The sequence below is a fragment of the Arcobacter cryaerophilus gv. crypticus genome, assembly GCF_002993025.1.
GTDB lineage: Bacteria > Campylobacterota > Campylobacteria > Campylobacterales > Arcobacteraceae > Aliarcobacter > Aliarcobacter cryaerophilus_B.
In genome coordinates this window covers 131891-151987 of the sequence record NZ_NXGI01000017.1, presented here as the reverse complement: position 1 = coordinate 151987, position 20097 = coordinate 131891, and the positions used below count along the sequence as shown (strand labels likewise).

The 20097-nt window shown below is 24.3% G+C and carries 17 protein-coding genes; 16 read left to right on the top strand and 1 reads right to left on the bottom strand.

Annotation, left to right across the window (positions count from 1 at the left end; translation table 11 throughout):
• The first annotated feature begins 6 nt into the window (after positions 1-6).
• The 16 genes from CJ670_RS08190 (at position 7) to CJ670_RS08120 (ending at position 18797) form a co-directional block, all read left to right on the top strand.
• Positions 7-312, top strand: coding sequence for a hypothetical protein (locus CJ670_RS08190; protein ID WP_105939604.1), 306 nt, complete (start codon positions 7-9; stop codon positions 310-312).
• Positions 313-590: 278 nt separating this feature from the next.
• A complete protein-coding gene (locus CJ670_RS10865; RefSeq protein WP_165596109.1) occupies positions 591-743 on the top strand; it encodes a hypothetical protein in 153 nt (50 codons plus the stop codon).
• A gap of 250 nt (positions 744-993) precedes the next feature.
• Positions 994-3087, top strand: a complete 2094-nt coding sequence (locus CJ670_RS08185; protein WP_105939603.1) for a phospholipase D family protein — start codon at positions 994-996, stop codon at positions 3085-3087.
• A gap of 31 nt (positions 3088-3118) precedes the next feature.
• A complete protein-coding gene (locus tag CJ670_RS08180; protein ID WP_105939602.1) occupies positions 3119-3592 on the top strand; it encodes a ribonuclease H family protein in 474 nt (157 codons plus the stop codon).
• On the top strand, positions 3589-4782 hold the full coding sequence (locus tag CJ670_RS08175; RefSeq protein ID WP_105939601.1) for a metallophosphoesterase family protein: 1194 nt from the start codon (positions 3589-3591) through the stop codon (positions 4780-4782). Before CJ670_RS08180 ends, CJ670_RS08175 begins: the two co-directional genes overlap by 4 nt.
• On the top strand, positions 4779-7601 hold the full coding sequence (locus CJ670_RS08170; protein ID WP_105939600.1) for an AAA family ATPase: 2823 nt from the start codon (positions 4779-4781) through the stop codon (positions 7599-7601). Before CJ670_RS08175 ends, CJ670_RS08170 begins: the two co-directional genes overlap by 4 nt.
• 12 nt (positions 7602-7613) lie before the next feature.
• Entirely contained in the window at positions 7614-9308 is a 1695-nt protein-coding gene (locus CJ670_RS08165) for an AAA family ATPase (RefSeq protein ID WP_105939599.1), read from the top strand.
• Positions 9309-10778 carry a hypothetical protein gene (locus CJ670_RS08160; RefSeq protein ID WP_105939598.1) on the top strand — a complete coding sequence of 490 codons (1470 nt, stop codon included), beginning with the start codon at positions 9309-9311 and terminating at the stop codon, positions 10776-10778. It begins immediately after the preceding gene.
• A gap of 18 nt (positions 10779-10796) precedes the next feature.
• The gene (locus tag CJ670_RS08155; protein WP_105939597.1) at positions 10797-13175 is read left to right on the top strand and encodes a DEAD/DEAH box helicase; all 2379 of its coding nucleotides are present in this window, start codon (positions 10797-10799) and stop codon (positions 13173-13175) included.
• 271 nt (positions 13176-13446) lie between these two features.
• The gene (locus tag CJ670_RS08150; protein ID WP_105913816.1) at positions 13447-13659 is read left to right on the top strand and encodes a hypothetical protein; all 213 of its coding nucleotides are present in this window, start codon (positions 13447-13449) and stop codon (positions 13657-13659) included.
• Between the two features lie 16 nt (positions 13660-13675).
• Positions 13676-14269, top strand: a complete 594-nt coding sequence (locus CJ670_RS08145; RefSeq protein WP_066246780.1) for a ClpP family protease — start codon at positions 13676-13678, stop codon at positions 14267-14269.
• Between the two features lie 113 nt (positions 14270-14382).
• On the top strand, positions 14383-16026 hold the full coding sequence (locus tag CJ670_RS08140; protein ID WP_105939596.1) for a type IV secretory system conjugative DNA transfer family protein: 1644 nt from the start codon (positions 14383-14385) through the stop codon (positions 16024-16026).
• Positions 16027-16080: 54 nt separating this feature from the next.
• The gene (locus tag CJ670_RS08135) at positions 16081-17019 is read left to right on the top strand and encodes a hypothetical protein (RefSeq protein WP_105939595.1); all 939 of its coding nucleotides are present in this window, start codon (positions 16081-16083) and stop codon (positions 17017-17019) included.
• A gap of 59 nt (positions 17020-17078) precedes the next feature.
• On the top strand, positions 17079-17783 hold the full coding sequence (locus CJ670_RS08130) for a hypothetical protein (protein WP_105939594.1): 705 nt from the start codon (positions 17079-17081) through the stop codon (positions 17781-17783).
• A 20-nt stretch (positions 17784-17803) separates the two neighbouring features.
• A complete protein-coding gene (locus CJ670_RS10965; RefSeq protein WP_207763621.1) occupies positions 17804-18373 on the top strand; it encodes a cyclic-phosphate processing receiver domain-containing protein in 570 nt (189 codons plus the stop codon).
• Between the two features lie 10 nt (positions 18374-18383).
• Positions 18384-18797, top strand: coding sequence for a hypothetical protein (locus tag CJ670_RS08120; RefSeq protein ID WP_105939593.1), 414 nt, complete (start codon positions 18384-18386; stop codon positions 18795-18797).
• A gap of 496 nt (positions 18798-19293) precedes the next feature.
• Here the strand turns inward: CJ670_RS08120 and CJ670_RS08115 are convergent, their stop codons facing one another.
• Entirely contained in the window at positions 19294-20091 is a 798-nt protein-coding gene (locus CJ670_RS08115) for a shikimate dehydrogenase (RefSeq protein ID WP_105939592.1), read from the bottom strand.
• Positions 20092-20097: the final 6 nt, after the last annotated feature.

The window sequence follows — 20097 nt, the reverse complement described above, 5'->3', positions numbered from 1 at the left end:
CATAGAATGAATAAATACGATAAAATTAGTAAGATAACTACTTTTGATAATCAAATAATTGGGCAAGATAAGTTATATGACATGATGCTCAATGCCTTGATAATAAAATATGGTTTAATTTTAACTTCGGCTCAAGTAGCAGAAGTCTTAGCTATAAGCACTAGAACATTAGATGAAAGAAGAAAATCTGGATATGACTGCCCTCAATATGTAGAAGGAAAAGGAAGACACATTTATTATCCAGCTCAAAAAGTAGTTGAATATCAATTAATTAAATCTAATAATTGTATTAAAACATTACTATATAGCTAGATATAGGCTATAAAAATTTAAAATATTATTTTTCTTTTAAACCTTTTCTCCTTGCTTCAACTAAGCTATCATCAGCTTTTGTTGAAGTAAAAAGTTCGAAGGCAAGTACACATTGAAACAAAAGAATACCTTCTATATTTCCTTTTTTAATTAAGTTACATTTATGAACAAATGTCTACAAATAGCCAATGTTACAAAGCTTTTATTTGTTATTATTTTACAATTTAATATATTATTAAAGATTATATAGCTAGATAAAATGCTAAAAAGGAGTTGTTATGAAATTAACAAAAGAGGAAAAAGAAAAATTAATGGAGCTTATGTCGATAGTTGAAGCAAAAGATTTTGAAATAAAAAAACTAAAAGAAGAAATTTTAGAAGTTAATGAAGAAATAGAAAAATTAAAAAAAGAGTTAGAAGAAGATGAATAATTTTTAAATTATTCTCAAATAAAAAACAATAAATTATAAATGAGTAATTGTAATAAGCTAAATAACTTTTCTATTGATGAAAATAAAGTATAGGAAACTATTTTATCAAAAAATAATGAAGCAACAAGTGAAAAAGTATTAAATATAAGTTTAAATTACTTACTTTGGTAATTTACTAATACTATAATTTTGTACAGAAAAATGTCTTATTGGTTTATTATAATTTAAAAGATAAAAAAAGGAGGATTTTATGACATCACTTTTTTCTAGCAACAATCAGGTAAAGTATTTAAATATCATCTATAATGATGAAGTTTATACAGGAAATATTGAAAATCTTTTTGATAATAAAGAGTTTAACTCTCTTAGTGTATGTACTTTTGTTTCATCTATAAAATACTTTTTTAATAAAGTAAATGATTTTGATAAAATTGAGCTTCTTTTAGGAATTGAAGATGGTGAAAATGCTCAAAAATTTTTATTTGATCCAAATTATACAAGTAGTTTCTTTTCAAATTTAGACAAAAAAACTTTAACAAAAATATTAAATAATGATGTATCTATTAGATTTACAAGCACAGGTACAACTATTCACTCAAAGATTTATATTTTAAAAAATCTAAAAACAAATAATACAAGAGTTATATTTGGTAGTGCAAATTTTTCAACAAAAGCATTTGGTGGAGATAGACAGTTTGAAGAGTTAGTAGTTTATGATAGTTTATATAACTCAAAAATTGTAGATATTTTTCTTCAAAGATATGAAGATATAAAAAAACATACAAACGATTTTATACCTGATATTATAAGAAAAAAAGCAAAAGATGAGGAAAAAATTATCATTTTAAATGCTGAAGATAGTTTAGATATTTTACAAGATAGATTAAAAAATGCTCAAATAGGAGTTGTTTTACCTGAAGATTTAAGTAAAAATATTGAAAGCACAAAAAAAGTTATAGTAAATCAAGAAGAGAATCTAAAAAAAGAGCTTAAAAGTATAGAGCAAACTAAAACAGTAATTGAAATCGTAACAAAAGCAACAAAGGGGATAACTACTTTTATTACTCCAGCACAATTTATAAAAAATAAAGAGCAGTTAATCACAAAAGTATTAAAACCACAAACTATAATAAAAGAGTTCAAAGATAGTAGAATGAACTTAGTTTATAGTCCTTTAGAGAACCATTTTTACATTAAAAGTGAAGAATCAGAAGATAATACTCTTGAGCAATTTACAAAAGAGTGTGATAAAACTATAATAAAAGAAAAATTAGAACTTTTAGATAAATTTATAAATGTATATACAAAATATACAATGAATAAAGAAGAAGCTACAAAAAAGAGAATTTTTGAAGCTATTTTATATGCGTTTACATCACCTTGTATTTGGAAGATTAGAGAAAATATTATGTGGCAACAAGGAAGAGATGAATCAAAAAGTGCTGTTCCACTTTTTATGTTAATAGCAGGACAATCTCAAAGTGGCAAAACTCATCTTTTAAAATTTATAAGTCAAATTATGGGAAATTTAGGAAATTATTACCATTTTTCAAAGAGTTCAAAACTCTCTTCAATGAGTGAAATAAATCCTCAAACAATTTATAATTTTTTTGAAGAAGAGAATTTAATGCCTATATTTATTGATGAGATTATAAAAGATTATTTTAGTTCAAATAGTAGTTCAACTAGTTCTTATATGGGAGAAGGTTTTATAAAAAAATTAACAAATGCAAAAGATGGTAAATATCCTTGTATGATAGCTTCTAGTAATACTGATTTTAGTGCAAACTCTCAAGTTATGCGAAGAATCTATTATATTCAACTAAATAATCCATTTGATGTGTCAAAAAAATCAGAAATGGATGATATTTTTACTACATTATTGCACGATTTTGGGAATGATTTATATAAAGACTTTTTATTTAAGTTAGAGCAAAAACTAAATAGTGGTTATGAAATTGATACAAATGATATTTTAAAACCTTCAAGAGAAGTTTTTAAAGAGTATTTTAAAATATTAGATATGCCAATACCTAGTTATTTTAGTGAAGAGAGAATTGATGATTATTATATAAGAGGGCAACAAATGTGGAGAGATTTATATGATATGAAGTATGATGGATTTAAAGAAGATAAAAAAACAAATACAATATTGCTTAATGATGAGATTGTATTTGGAATAAAATTAAATTCAAATGGCACAAAAAAAGAGCTTCTTCAGTATCTACCTATTGGAGTTTTAGTCGAGGAGAAGGGAATAGTAAAACTAAATCATAAAAACTTTTTTGATTTTATAAAGCAAAATTCAAGAAATATTGGATTTTTTCAAAAGATATTTTCATAATTAATTTAAAAAATAGAGGGAGAATTTTTTTATGAATAAAGTAAAAAGAAGAGTTATATATGTAGATGCTGGACAAAATGAGAATAAAGAGTTTCAAATAGCTCTTTATGATCCTGAAATTAATTTAACTTCAATTATAAAATTAATAAATATTGACAATAACAATATTGCAGAACAATATGCTGTTGTTAATGCAATAACATATATAAAATCAAAAGAGTTACAAAAAACTGTTATTTTAAGTGACAATGAAAGTGTTGCAAAAAATCCAAATATTTTAAAAATATGCGATGAATACAATATTAAAATCACTTGGATACCAAGAGAGATAAATGTAGTAGCTGATAAGGTTGCAAAACTACAACCAACTAAAAAAGATGATACTTTTTATACTATAGATTTTATTTATGATTTAATATTTCCAGATATTAAATATGAAAAAAATGTTAAGATTACCCCAGAACCAAAACAACAAAATATCAATACAAAAAAAGAGGAAAAATGAGTATTAAATTTATACATTGTGCAGATGTTCATTTAGGATCACCTTTGGTAGCTGCAAGTAAAGAAAAAAAAGATTTATTAAATGATGCAATAGAGAATGCATTAAAAAATATGGTTAATTTAGCTATTTCAGAAAATGTTGATTTTGTAGTAATAGCTGGAGATCTTTTTGATGGAAAGATGACAAATGCGTCTATTGGAAGAAAATTTAAATCAATTATGAAGCCACTTGAAGAAGAAAAGATATATACCTATGTACTTTTTGGAAATCATGATGCCGAAGGAAAACATAGTCTTACTTTTTCAAATAGTGAATATATGAAATTTTTTAGTGCTGATAATGCAGAAACATTTAAAATAGAAGAGAAAAAAATAGCGGTACATGGACAGAGCTTTAAAACTCAATCGGTTACAGATAATTTAGCTAAACAATATCCACAAAAAGTTGATGGCTATTTTAATATAGGAGTGCTACATACATCTTTGGATGGTAAAGAAGGGCATGATAATTATGCTCCTTGTAGTATAAATGATTTAGTAAATAAAAACTATGATTATTGGGCATTAGGTCATATTCATAAAAAAGAGATAGTAAAAGAGGCAAATCCTACAATTATTTATTCTGGAAATATTCAAGGAAGACACTCAAAAGAGAGTGAAGAAAAGGGGTGTTTTTTAGTACAAATAGATGAAAATCATAGCATAACTCCTATATTTAAAAAACTAAATAAAGTAGAGTTTTTAGATATTAAAGTACATATAGAAGATGTTGACGATGAAAATACACTAGAAACAAAAATTACAGAAAATTTACCAATTACAGTGAGTGAGAGTTTTCTAAAATTAACTCTAACAGGTAAAACAGAACTGCACTACAAAATAAATGTAGAAAATATAAAACTATCTTTACCAACAAATATTGAGCTTGTTAAATTTAAAAATGAGACAACTTTTCCTAAATCAGAAGATGAAATAGCACAAATGCAAGATACTATTGGAACTTTAATGAAATGTTTTGAAAAACAAGAAGTAGAAAATGAAATAGAATTTTTAAAACAAAATATATTTGATAGCTTAATTGATAAGTATGATGATGATCTTAAAAATGAACTTAAAAATGAGATAAATATAAATGATACAAAATATTTAAAAGAGATAGTGGTAGAACAACTTTCAAAGGCAATGAAATGAAAATAAACAAATTAAATCTAAAAAACTGTGGTAATTTTAATGATATTACATATGATTTCAATGATGATTTTAATCTCATTTGTGGAGACAATGAAACAGGTAAAACAACAACACAAAATGCCATTATAGATGCAATATTTGGAAAGATTGACAAAGAAACTTATAGTTTGGTTTACTCAAGTGAGCAAATGGAGATAAATTTTGAGATTCAAGATGAAAATAATACTTTTCAATTTTCTCAAAAAAATAGTTTTTCTCAAATAACACAAAGAGGCGAAGCAAAAGATTTTAATACAAGAAAAGCTTTTGAAGATAAATTTATTCCAAATGGTGTAACAAAAGAGTTTTATCAAAATATTTTTGGATTAAATCATCAAAGATTAAGAGATGAGAGTAAAGCTTTATTTCATAATGATTCAAATATTACAAATTTGCTTTTTGGAGCTATGAGTGGAAGTGAAATTTTAAATAATTTACCATCTGAATTAGAAAAAAAGGCCGATAATCTTTTAAAAACAAAAGGAGATGAACCTAGAATTTCTTATATTGTTAAGCAAATAACACAACTTAAAAAAGAGATTAATGATAATAGATTTGATAACTCTTTATATATTCAAAAAAATAATGAAATTAAGAATTTAGAAAATGAAATTGAAGAGTTAAATAAAAAAGATATAGAACTAAAAATCAAACAAAAACATTTAACATTACTTTTATCAAATGCTGATATATATTTTAATAAAACAGTTTTAGAAGAAAAACTAAAGAATATTCCAAAATGGATAGAAACAAGTGAAAAATTAAATGCTTGGAAGAGTGATTATAATGAATATATAAAATTTCAACCTAGTATTAAAACATTAAAAAATCAAATTGATGTAAATAAAGAAGAGCTTTCAAAAATAAATGTAGATGAAGATATTTTAAATCACAAAGAGGATATAGAAAATCTTTATAAAGATTTATCTTTGATAACTGAAAATAAAAAAAATTTAACTAATCTAGAAAAAAATATTGAAGATATAAAAGATGATTGCAGAATAAATTTAAAAATGTTAAAGATAAAAAAAGATTTTAAACCTATTACTGCTAATGATTTAAATAAAATTGCAAATTCAACAAATATAGACAAAGAGTTAGAAAATTTAATTAAATCTTTAGAATTAAATCTTTCTAATAATATACCAACAAATATAGATATTACTAAAATAGATGAGTTTAAAACTAGTTTTAAAAATTTTGAAGATGATATAAGGAAGATAAAAGATGAGATAAAAAGATTAGAAGATGAAAAAAATAGATTAAACCAAAAGATAGAGAAAAATTTAGAAGATATTAAAGTATCTTATTTTGAATCATTTAAAGATAGAAAAAATAGCAATTGGAAAATTTTAAAAGAACAAATTCCAACTATTAACGATTTAAACGATAAATTAATAGCAGATTATGAAAAAAGCGACAAAGAGTTTTCTTCTTGTGTTGAAAATATATTGTTAAATGCAAATAAGTTTGCAGAGCAAAAAGTTGCTCTAGAAACTATTAAAACAAATGATGAAGAATTAAATAAGTTGTATCAAAAAGAAAAAAATTTAGAAGATGAGCTAAAAAAATTAATATCTTCTTGGAATAGCTTTTTAGAAAATAGTTTAAATATCGATTTAAGTATTGAACCAATTTTAACTATAAAAGAGTTTGACAGCTGGAATAGTAAAAGAGAGCAAACTTTAAATCAAATAAAAGAGCAAAAAGAGTTAGAAAAGAATCTTGAAAATTATAAAAAAGGAATTGACGATTTTGATTCGAAATTTAAAGTACTTTTAGATAATTTAGACACAAAAAAAACTTTGGGAGAACTAAAAAAAGATTTAGAAAATGCTAATTCAAATAAAGCTTCAAAAGATACCCTAAATAATAGTATAAATACTGCAAATAGTGATTTAGAAACAAAGCAGAAAGAGTTAGAAAAACAAAAACAAAATCTTCAAAAAGAGCTTCCTGACTCTTTAAAAAGTATAGCTCTTGAAGAAGTATTACAAGAGATTGAAAAAACTATCTCTTATAACAAAACAAAAGCAGATTTTGAAAATATAAAAATAGATGAAACTATTTTAAATTATTTGAAAAAATATGAAAAAAAAGAAGAGATAGTTAATGAAGATGAAAAAAATGAAAAAGAAATTGAAGAAAATAAAACTTCTCTTGAAGAAAAAAAAACAACTTTAAATCAAAAAAATATTGAAATAAAAGATTTACTAGATAAAGATGAAAAAATCATTTTAAACAATCAAGAAATTGTATCTTTAAAAGAGCAATTAAAAGATATGGTTGAAGAGTATTTAAAGCTAGAAATCTCTTCACAAACAATTCCAATACTTATAAATGAGCTTTCTAAAGAGAATCAAGATGAGATTATTAATCTAGCGAAAGGTTATTTTTCGACTATTACAAATGGTTTTTATGAAGACTTAGAGATAGAAAATAAGTATTTAGTGGGTGTTAGAAAAAAATCAAACTCTAAGTTGAGTGTTGATAATATACTAGCTCATGATTTTTATGATGAGCAAATTAGGTTGGAACATACTAAAATGAGCGAGGGAACAAGAGATCAACTCTTTTTATCTTTAAGATTGGCATTTATTTCACTTTTTAATTCAAAATCACAAAAAAAATTACCGTTTTTAGTAGATGATATTTTTATCAATTTTGATGAAGATAGAATCAAATCAGGTTTAAATCTTTTAAAAGATTTTTCAAAAACAACACAAGTTATCTTTTTTACTCATAGCAAAAGAGTAGAAGAGTTAAGTAAAAATATATAAAAAGGGAAAAACATGCCATTACAAGTTAGTGAAGTAATAGATACAATACTACCAACATTTACAGATACACGAGAGAAACAAAGTTTTTATAAATCAGATAATAGGGATACAGTTTATGTAGAAAATTTTGGGAAAAATGGTAATTCTAATCATAGAAATGGTTTTAACAATGAAAATAATTTTAAAGATAAAGAATTATTTATTACAAAATTTGGTGATAAAGATGGTGGGGAACTAAAAACTATCTTATTTACTAACAAATTACAATTTGACAACAAAGAAGAGCACGATACTTATTCTTGTATAAAACTATTAAATAATACTGATGAATACAGGAAAATAGATGAAAACGGAATTTTTTCATATGAAATTATAATTTTTATATCCCAAAAAAATAAATTACCTCTTTTGATCAACTTAGCAGTTCAAAAAGGGAAGTTAAAAGAGTTAATTGAAGCAGTTGTAGAGATAGATAATAATCCAGAAACTCAATATAAGTTATTGCCAAAACTAGTTGAAGCAGCAGTTACCGCACGAAAATTTAGAAATTTAATTGAAGCAGTTGTAGAGATAGATAATAATTCAGAACTTCAAGAAAAATTATTACCAAAAATTGTTGCAGAAAGAGATAAACTTATTGAAGAAGATGGAAGAAGTAATATTAATTATAAACAATTAATTATTTATGGTCCAGCTGGAGTTGGTAAAACTTTCAGTATAAAAAAATTAGTTTCAAATAATCTCGAAAATGATGGACTTAATATATCTGAAGAAAATTTTGAAAAACAGACAGTTCATACTGTATTTCATCCTGAATATAGCTATTATGATTTCTTTGGAAAAGTTATGCCTATAAAATATGAAAATAGACAAATATCATATGATTTTCTTCCAGGACCTTTTGCACAAGCATTAAGTAAGGCTTATAAAAACATTACTAAGCAACCTATAAATCCAGAAAAAGTTATTTTGGTAGTTGATGAACTTAATAGAGGAAATGCTGCATCTATATTTGGTGGATTATTTAATTTATTAGATAGAAATGATATTGGTATTTCTGAATATCCTTTAAATATCTATGGTATGGAAGCTATGTGGTTAAAAGAACAAATAGGAGATTTACATTTAAGTACATTGGAAAAATATTCAAAAACTAACTTCGAAATGTATGATGAAGAAAATAAGAGTTTAAAAATATATATACCTGATAACTTATCTATAATATGTACTATGAATACATCTGATCAAACTATATTTTCTCTAGATAAAGCATTCCAAAGAAGATTTAATAAGAGTTTTAAAACTGCACAAAATTCTATTAATGAATATTTTAAAGATGATAATATTAAAATAGAACCTAAAGATGGTAAAGATATTAGTTGGAAAAAATTCTTAAAAAATTTAAATGAATTTATTGTGAAAAATGCTGAAGTAGAAGATGTTGATAATGCTACTATTGGAGCATTTTTTGTTAAACCTAAAGGTGGATTTATTTTAGAAGAAGATATAAAATATACTGTTATGTACTACCTTTGGTATGATTTATTTAGTGGTTATAGAAGAGATACTCTTAAAGAAGAGCTAGACAAGCTATACAAGCTATACAAGCTAGACAAGGAATTTAAAAATGTAAATACTTTTGAGCAGTTTGTTGGTGAATATAATGAGTTTATAACAATATTCACACAAAATGGAAATGCACAATAAATGGCTTATCAAGTTTATAAACAACATAAGGATAATTTTGTAGGTAGAAAAAAAGAAAAATATTTTCTACCAAAAAACTTTGATAATGAATCAAGCAATGAAGAGTTTGAAAAAGAGTTTGAAATTTTTGTTAATAAATTTATTCAAGAATTACAAAATAAAAATTTTTCTCCTCAAATAGTTAAAAAAGCAAATGAAGATGGAGAATTTGATGAGAACATGACTATTCACTCATCAAAGTTAGAAGCTTGGAGTAGGTTAGAAAGAAAATTAAGAAAAACTATAATAAATAAACCATCTGCTATGCATAGATACACAGATATTTTTAAATCAAAATCAATTGAAAGAACAATATCAAGAGGTACTTTTTTGTTAGCTTCAAACAACAGTCCTATTTTTAATCAAGGATTACTAAATATTGATGAAACGTATAGGGTTCACTATAAAGATGAGCTGTATAAATTTGCTTCATTTATTTTGGATTTATATAAAGAGAAACTAAGTATTAAACAGGATATGAAATCTATTTTTAAATCACTATCAAAAGATTTTCAAAATGAATATGGTTTTAAAGGTATTGATTTAAATGATAAGAAAACTAAAAATAGACTAATCTCTACATTGGAAAATATAGAAAAACATATAGAGCTTTTAACTGCTGATATTAAAGAGTTAATAAGTAGTGTTAAAAATTTAATTTTTGGTAAAGATACAATAGTTGGAATAGATAATTTTCAATTGGCTTGGGAATATCTTTTTACCTCATGTATGAAAAAAATATATGGAGAAGATTTTGTTTTTGATGAAGATGAGATTTCAATTGAGAAGAAAAATGGTAAAAAAATTCCAATCAAACCTGATACTATAATAATTAAAAAAGGGAATAATGAGCCATCAACTTTACATATTTTTGATGCTAAATATAAAGAAGTTAATAAACAAGATGGAGACTGGATTAAGCAAATTATTTATATTAACAATTTTTTGAATACAGAGATTAATCCTTTAAAAAATAATCTATTAGTTGACTCAAATATTTATTTAATTTATCCAGGTAGTCCTAATGATATTGAACCAATAAAAGAGTTTAGAGTTTACAATCATAATCTTTATCTTATCAAATTAGATATTTTAGAGTTATTGAAAATATTTAATAATGGATATAAAGAAGCTGAAGAATATAAAACAAAAAATACTATTGATAAATTATTAGTAGAAGAGAGTAAAAAACATTGTCTATATCCTAATATTAGATACAAACCTTGGATACCAAAGAATTGCTACAAAGACAATTATTTATATCATGCAGGTTATGAAATAGACAATAGGTACTCCAAGTATAAAGAATATATTTTTGGAGATAAAGAATGTACAGAAGAAAACACTAATCTAACATGTTATTACTTTGCTACAAAAAGTGTAGAATTTGATGGTAGTAAATATAGTTTTGAAGAAAACTATATTTACTAAAAAATTAATGGAAACAAAATGCATAAAATAGAGTTAAGAGATTATCAAAAAGATATTATAACAAGAGCAATAAAAAGTAAAGGTAATATTTTAATTCAAGCACCAACAGGTTCTGGAAAAACAGTAATTGCTGAAGAGATAGTAAAATTTCATAAAGATTCAAATAAAAAAACACTATTTCTAGCACCAAAAATAAACTTGCTTGAACAAACAGCAAAAGCTTTTTCAAATCTAAACCCTCAAATTATTCATGGTTCAAATAAAGAAGAGATAGACACTCAAGCTCACTCATTTGTAAGTACTATTCAAACAATCAGTAGAAGAGTAGATTTCTTATCATCAATGAATTTTGATTATATAATCTTTGATGAAATGCATTATGGTGTAAAAGGTAAAATGCAAGAGATTATAAAAAATATCCATAAGGGTAAAATCATAGGATTATCTGCTACTCCGTACGATGAAGAGGGAAAATTATTAACAGAAAATTTTGATGTGATAATTGATGATTATGATGCTAGATATATGGTTGATAATGGATATTTAGTAAATATTAAATCTTTTGAAGCATTTACTCCTAATTTATCTGGTATTAAAACAAAAATTGGTGATTGGGATATAAATGAATTGGATTTTAGATTCAATAAACCTGAAATTGTAAATAAAATTGTTTCAGCAACAAAAGATATATTAAAAAATAGAGATAAAACTATTGTATTTTGTATTAATATTTCCCATGCTGAAGCTATTTGTAAAGCTTATCAAAAAGTTGGATTAAAAAGTGAAGTAACTCATTCAAATATTTCAAAAGAGAATCAAAAAAAGATAGTAGATAAGTTTAAAAATGGTGATACTAAAGTTTTAGTTAGTGTTGATCAATTAACAACAGGATTTGATGTTCCACAAACTGATACTATTGTAATAGCAAGACCAACTCAAAGTCAAAATCTTTATAAACAAATTGTTGGAAGAGCTTTAAGATTATCTCCTTCAACAAATAAAAAGGAAGCTATATTACTTGATTGTGGAGGAGTTGTGTCAAGACTAGGTTTGCCACTTGAACCTATAAAAGAGATAATAAAACAAGATGAAATAGTTAGAAAACCTTATTGTTGTAAAAAATGTAAAAGTGTAAAACCAAGAAATTTTAAAATCAATAATAATTATAAGAAAACAGTGACTATCTGCCCAGATTGTAAAGATGAATTAGATTTTAAACCAAAATTTATATATAAATGTACTTCTTGTAGTAGATACTATGATTTTAAAATGGATTATTCAAATTTTAGTTTTGAAAATGAAAATATGAGTTTAAATTGTCTATGTGGTTTTGTTAATAATCTTGGCTCGTTAAATGATGATAATATAGATTTTAGAGAGCTTTCAAATGAATTGCAAAAAGAGTTTAATATTGAGAGATTAAAATCAGATGATATAAGTGAAGAATCTTTAGATGAACTTTCTAAAAACTCTGAATCTTTAATAAGAGCAATGGTGACAAGACATAAAAATTTATCTACAAAAACACTTATTCAAATGGCAAAAGATGATTTTGAAATTTTTGATTCAATAGATTTTTTAAATAATAAAAAAATTACTAAAGAAGCACTTTTAGAAGTAGTAGAACACAAGAAAAATTATGTTTTTTATGACAAACTATCTTTAATTAAACCATATCATTATATGTTATTAAAATCTATTACTCATCCAAAATGCACTAATAAATTAATTGATACTATTTGTAAACATACGGATATAAATTTATTAAAATTTATTATTAAATTTCTAAGTTCAGTAGAAAAAACACAAATTCAAAAAAGGCATTATTTAGAAAAGGATAAATTTAATATACAAAAACTTGATAATAAATTTGTAAATAATGTTGAAAGATTTTTAGAAATAGCAAGTGAAAATCCTGAATTAAAAATGTATGTTGCAGCAAATGAATATATCTCTTTAAAGTTATTACAAAAATTTGCAAAAGATAAAGATGAAAATATAAGAAACATAATTCAAAAGAATCCAAATTTTACAAATGAAATGTTGTGTGAAGAAATTGAAAATCAGGATTATTATTCTAGAGAAGAGTTATCTACACAAAAAGGTTTAGTAAAAGAAAAACAGTTAAAATTAGCAAAAAGCATAGAAGCTGATATAAAAATAAATTTACTTAAAAATTATAAATCAAAAGATGTATTTTTTGCATGTTTAGATTCAATACCTTCAAAAGGTGAATTAATAGAAACTGATGAACAAAATGTTGATTTATTTTCTGAATTCTTTGATCAAAAGCGTGTATTAATGAAAGAGATTCTTAAAAGTAAACATTGTAATTCTGATGTGATTAAAAATTTGATTGCAACAAAACATGATTCTTACACGAAATATATCAGTTAGAAAACTCTAATTTATGGTATCTCACCGCTATAAATTACTTAGTTTGGTAATTTAAATACTCTACAATTCCAATTACAAAAATTATTACGAATAAAAAAGTTTATAAATTAATTAAATAAGACAAAATATTGTCCACTTAATAGTTTATAATTCTCTTGTTCGAAAGCAAAGTGAAATAAAAAAAAGTTTTAATTTTATCAAAAATTAGTAACATTTTTTTGTTACCACTATTTGTATAATTTCAAAATAAATAAAACACAAGGAGTATATTTTGCAAGATAATACTAACAAAACAACACAAGAACTATTTGATAAATTGATGCTTGGTTTTTCAAAACATTTTGAAAAATCTTCTAGAAGATTAGATGATGATTTTGAATATGAATCAAAAGATAAAATACCAAATATTGACTACACAGATGGTGGAGCTAGTTTTATAGAGTTTGTTAGAAAACAACAAGAAAAATCTGAAAAAATAAAATAAACCCAAGGAGTTAAAAATGAGTTTTATGCCAAATATAATTTATAAAAAAGATGATAAAGAGGTTGTTAGTGATTTGCTTACAAAAATGTTAGATGATAGAGTAATTATGTTAATGACACCTGTTAATAATATATCAATGACAAGTGTAATATCACAACTACTATATTTAAATGTGAAAGATAGTAAAAAACCAATACATCTATATATAAGCTCTCCAGGTGGAAGTGTTTTAGATGGATATGGAATTATTGATACTATGAATTTAATAGAAGCTCCTGTTTATACTTATACAATAGGATTAGCAGCTTCAATGGGTGCTTTGATATTTTTAAATGGAACAAATAGATATATGCTTCCACATTCAGAACTTATGCTTCATCAACCTTTAGGAGGAGTTAGTGGACAAGCAAGTGATATTGAAATTACAGCAAATAGAATTATCAAAATGAAAAAAGATATAAATGAGATGATTGCTACTAGATGTAATCTTGCTTTAGAAGAAGTAGAAAAATTTACAGATAGAGATAGATATTTTTCTGCAACTGAAGCAATAGAGTATGGCTTAGCAGATGAAATTATTTCAAAAATAGAGGTAAAAAAGATGAAATAGGTATATATAAATCAAGCTCTTTAGCTAAATAGTTAAAAAGAAAGTGTTCTGTTATAAAAACAACAAATATTAATTCAATATAAAATCAAACAATTAAAATCTAGGAGAAACATATGAAAGCTACAATTGGTTTTATCCCGACAAAAATAAAAAACAGTTCGAATAAAGCAAAAAAAGGTAAAGAGTTGATTGTTCCAAAACTATACACACATAGTTGTGCAGTTGGACAAACAGGTTGTGGAAAAACAACAAGTTATATATATCCAAATTTAAATGAGAGAATCTCTTTAAATGATGGAATATTAGTAATGGATTATAAAGGTAAAGAGCATAATGCTGTAAAAGTATTCGCAAATAGACATAATAGATTAAATGATGTTCTAGAAATAGGTAAACCTTGGGGTGAGTCTATAAATATTATTAAATATATGAGTGAAGCAAATCTTGAAGATTTTATAGTTGGTATTTTGGGACTAAATGATGGTAAAAATGATTACTGGAGTAGTTCTGGTACAAATTTGGGTATTGCTTGTTTAAATATTATTGGCAAACTTGAAGATTTAATAGCAGCTATGAATAAACTAGAAAATAAAGATTCGCTTATACATAACTGTTTTAGAACAAATCTAAAAATTGATAATAAAGATAGGGGATATTTAAAAGGTATTCCAACATTAAAAAATTTAAAATCTTTATATGAGATTACAGCATCAACAGATAGCATAAAATTATTTATTTCAAATTTAGATCCACTTTGTATGCATATAGAAAAAGGGATACAAGATACAATATTTAATGATGATGTAGATATGGAACTTGAAGATATAAATAATAAATATAAAGATGTTTTAGAACTGTTGTGTCTTTTAGAAGATAGTATCAAAAAGTACTATCCAGTATTAGAAACTTTTCAAAAAGATAAATCTAGTACAAATTTTTCTTCAATTTTATCAGCGCTTAATAAACCTTTAGCTGGTTTTGCAACAAAAGATTATCTAAATGGTGATAGTTTTGATGTAATTGATGCTTTAAATAGCTCTAAAATAGTTGTAGTAAATACTCAAGAGTTATCAGAGGTTGTACTTGCAAATTATAGTTACTCAATTTTTAAAGAGTTGCAAAAAAGAGTAACAAAAAATAGTGTTTGCGATATTGCTGTATTTATTGATGAAGCACAAAGAGTAGTTTCAAAAGAGTTTGATTTGCCAATAGATGTATTAAGAGAAGCAAAAGTTGAACTATTTTTATCATATCAAAATGAAGATTTGATGATTGAAAAAATAGGAATTTCTGCTTATCAGGCACTATATAAGAATTTATCACATAGATTTGTATTTAAAAACAACGAAATTGGTCTATCAAAACTAAAAAGCTTTGAATATAAAGATTTAAGTAAAAAAGATAGTATTAAAACTAGAGTTTCAAAACCAATATTTTTGGAAGATAAAGAGCTTTTTGATGTAGAAAAAGAGTATCAAGATAGTTTAAAACTACATGATAAGTATGGAATTGATGAAAAATACAAAAATATGATTTTGGTTTCAGATGTATCACTATTTGATAAGTATCAAGTTGTTTTAAAAGATGAAAACAGTAACAACATAATTGTAAATATATCAAAAGGTATTGAAAAAAGTAGATATGACAAACTTTTCGAGAAAGTTTGTCTAGCAAAAGTTGGTTTGGATAGTGTTAGTACAAAATACAATGGAAAAGAAGATTTAAAAACAATTATGGATGAGTTTCTATGCTCTTAAAAGCATAGAAACATAAAATATTAACAAAAAATAAAAACAAAAGAGGAAAAAACAATGGCAAATCCAATCGAAAGAATTAAAAGATATACAAATAAAATAATAACTACGCATTTACCACAAAATGAAAATAGTGAATATGATATAAATAGTTCATTTAAAGCAAAAGCAATTATGAAGTGTTTAGATGAGTTAAAATTAGATTATATAGCTGATAACAGATATGGAATTATTGTTGCAAATAGCTTTAATAAAGAGCATGAAAATAATAATAAAGCTATTAAAGAAAAACTTGAAGAAGTAGATTTAATAGTAGTTTCTCATATAGATATGATTTCAAAATTTAATAAAAAAGAAGTATTAGATAAATTTAAAGATGATTTTTCAAAACTAGATAAGCTAGAAGATGAAATATCTGGACCACTAGATAATACAATTACAAATGCAACACTTTTAGCACTTTTATCTTTAAGAGTTGAAAATTTAGGAGATGATTGTAAAGATGTTATGGCTATTTTTTCTATAGGAGAAGAGGATATAAGTGAAAGAGGCTTTAAAGAAAAAAATGGAATGAAAAAATTTATGGATAAGTTTGCAGATAACTTAAAAGATGATGTTAAATTTATAAATCTTGATGTAACGGCTATGGAATATCATGATTATAAAAATGATGAAAATATACCTGCTTTTATAGAGTATGATGATAATTTAAATTCAAATAAAATAGACAAATCATATAAATACTCAAAATTAGATATTTTTGATGAAAATAGTCTTAGTGATAATATTATGTTTTGTGAATATGAAGATGGAACAAGTGATGATTTAGAAGAGATTACAATTTATGAAGATGTTTTTGGTTTTACTTTTTCATTAAATACTTATGAAAAAATCCACTCTTTAAAAAATAGAACAAATGTTAGAAATATAGATATCTATTTTAATCAGTTAAATAAATTTTTTAATAGTGAGTTTTTTAGACCAAATTTTAGATAATAATTTTTAATTAAACAAAATCTATCTATAATAAAATAAAAAAAGTAGGGGGGAAGAAAATGAAAAAGATATTTATTAGCATTTTATTGATGCTTACAACAAATTTATTAGCTCTTGAAAATGAAAAGAGCATATCAAAAGAGCAGCAAGAGTTTTTTGAAAAAGAGATAGTTTCTCAATTAAAAGCTCATGGAGATTGTAAGGTTTATAATATTTGTGATGGCGAAAAAAAAGCAGATATATTGTTTAAATTAAAAGATGTTATTTTAGTTCCAAATTCTAATAAAATTTATTTTATTACATATGCTACAAATAGTCACAGTTGCTTTGCTTGTAGTGTTGCAACAAATATATTTTTATATGAAAAAATAGATAATAAAATGAAATTAATCTCAAAAGATTTAAAAGCTGATGTATATAGTACTTTTGGAGAAGCACCAAATTTTAAACTAATTGAAGTTGGAAAAAACAATTATTCTTTATCTTATATTTCAAGTAACGGTCATGGAGGTATAGAAAATTATCTTACAATTTTTAGTATGGATAAAAATAAATTAAAAAAAATTGCATCAATTTTAATTGAATATATGAGAGATTCAGTAATGCCTTATGATGAAATACAAACTAAGTACTCTTTTGTAAAAAGTGATAAAAAGTTTTATGATATAAAACTTGATGTAACTGAACTTAAAAATAGTAAGGTTGTTAAAACTTACAAAGAGATATACACTTATAAAAATGGTAAATACTCTTTAAATAAATAATAAAAGAAAAAGGAATGATTATGGTATTAAATGTTAATAAAAGACCATTAAGAGCTGCTTGTTGGGATTATGATTTAAATGAAAATGATATTTATGATATTTTAACTAATAAATACTATAAAACTTCTCCTATCTCAAAAGAACAATTATCTTATAAATTATTTAAAATGGTAAAATTTGAAAAAATAGAGAATATTTTTTCAAGAGATGAAATTATTGATATTTTAAATGATATAAATATTGATAAAATAAAATCAACAAGAAATAAAGAAAAAATCGAATTATTTTTAGATGATGTTAGAGATTTACCAGATGATAGTTTCACACTTGTTAGAAGCTATGAAGAAGCTGTAAATTATGTAAAACAACATGGTATTCCACCTTTTATATCATTTGATCATGATTTAGGTGTTGATGAAAATGAAAATTTACTACCTACTGGATATGATTTTGCAAAGTGGCTTGTAGATATGGATATGGATAATATTTATAAATTTCCAGAAAATTTTACTTTTCATGTACATAGTGCAAATCCAGTTGGAAAAGCTAATATTGAAGGGTACTTAAATAACTATCTAAAATCTAGATAAAGGATATAAAATGCCATATGATGATGAAGAAAAAAGAAAATATACTAAAGAAACAAGAATAAAAGAGATTTTACAAAAAATTATAGAAGATGATGGTTTAACAAAAGAAGAGTTAAAAGATTATTATAAAAATGAACTTGGCTATAACTTCAATTCAAAAAGTGTACAAATGATGTTTAAAAGAGATTTAGAAGATTTAGTTGATAAAAAGATTATTTGGTTTAATGAAAAAAAAGGGTCAAATCTTTTTACTATAAATAAGAATTTTGGGTTTCCCTTAGATTCAGCATATTGTGCTTCAGGTATTTATACTATATTTTATTTTGGATTTAAAAAGAATATTATTGGTAAAAATGATGTTTTAACGGTTATTAATCCGACTATTTTTAATGAAATAGGGGATTATAGTTTTGAATTAGATTAAATCTAAGATAGGAGTTTTTTCCTCTGTTGCTTTTTTTAATAAGAAATTTATGCTATCGCTTAAACTCAATCTGTAATTTTTAAACTTAATACCCTAAGAAAATTGAGCAAATTTTTGTAAAGTTTTATTCTTTTAGTGTAAAGTTTAACAATAAAAATAAGGATAAAAAAATGAAAACAGAAAACATAGAAAAATTAAATAGTTTAGAAATATATCAAAAAGTAGCTTTTGAGTTTAAAGATGGCTGGAATGGCTTAGTATATGAATTAGGAAAAGATATTAACTAGCGATGTAGTAGCTGATATTTTAGCTATAAGTACTCGAACATTAGATGAAAGAAGAAAATCTTGTACAGATTGTCCACAGTATTTGGATGTAAAAGGGAAAAATATTTACTATCCAGTTCAAAAAGTTGTTGAATATCAATTAACAAAGTCTGAAAATTGTGTAAAAATACTTCTTTATAGCTAGATATAGGCTAGATAAAGGTGAAATTTTATTCACCTTTTAATCCTCTTCTCATTGCTTCAATTACCATATTATCGGCTTTTGTATTGGTAAAAAGTTCGAAGGCAAGGACACCCTGATATAAAAGCATATCTTCGCCGTCTTTTATCTCATTATTAAACTTTTTTGCTAATGCTAAAAATGGAGTTATTTTTCCATAAATACAATCAAAAGCAAATGATGATTTACTTAAAATATTTTCAAGTATCTCTTTAGAAGCTGGCAACAAATCATCTTTTAAACCAGCACTTGTTGAGTTTACAACCAAATCAAACTTTTCATTTTTAAAATCAAAATCATCAAAACTAAAAGCTTTTATACCGTTGTTTTTAAAAAAATCTAGTTTCTCTTTGCTTCTATTTAAGACTACTACATCAATATTTTTTTCTTGTAAAACCAAAGCTATAGCTTTTGCAGTTCCACCAGCACCTAAAACTAGAACTCTTTTTATATCACCAAAGCTTTCAATTGCTTTTAAAAATCCAGGTGCATCTGTATTGTAGGCTACAACTTTTTCATCTTCCATAATATATGTATTTACAGCTTCTATTTTTTGTGCAATTCCTCTTACAATATCGGCTTGTTTAAAAGCTATTTCTTTGTGTGGAACAGTTATATTTGCACCACAAAAACTATTTTTTATAAATTCTTCTTTTATATTGTTTCCATTTTCTAAGTGAAATTTCTCATAAAAAGCATCAAAATTTAAGTAATTAAATCCTGCATTTTGCATTTGTGGAGATTTTGAATGAGCAACAGGATTGCCAAATATACAAATTTTTTTCATTTTATT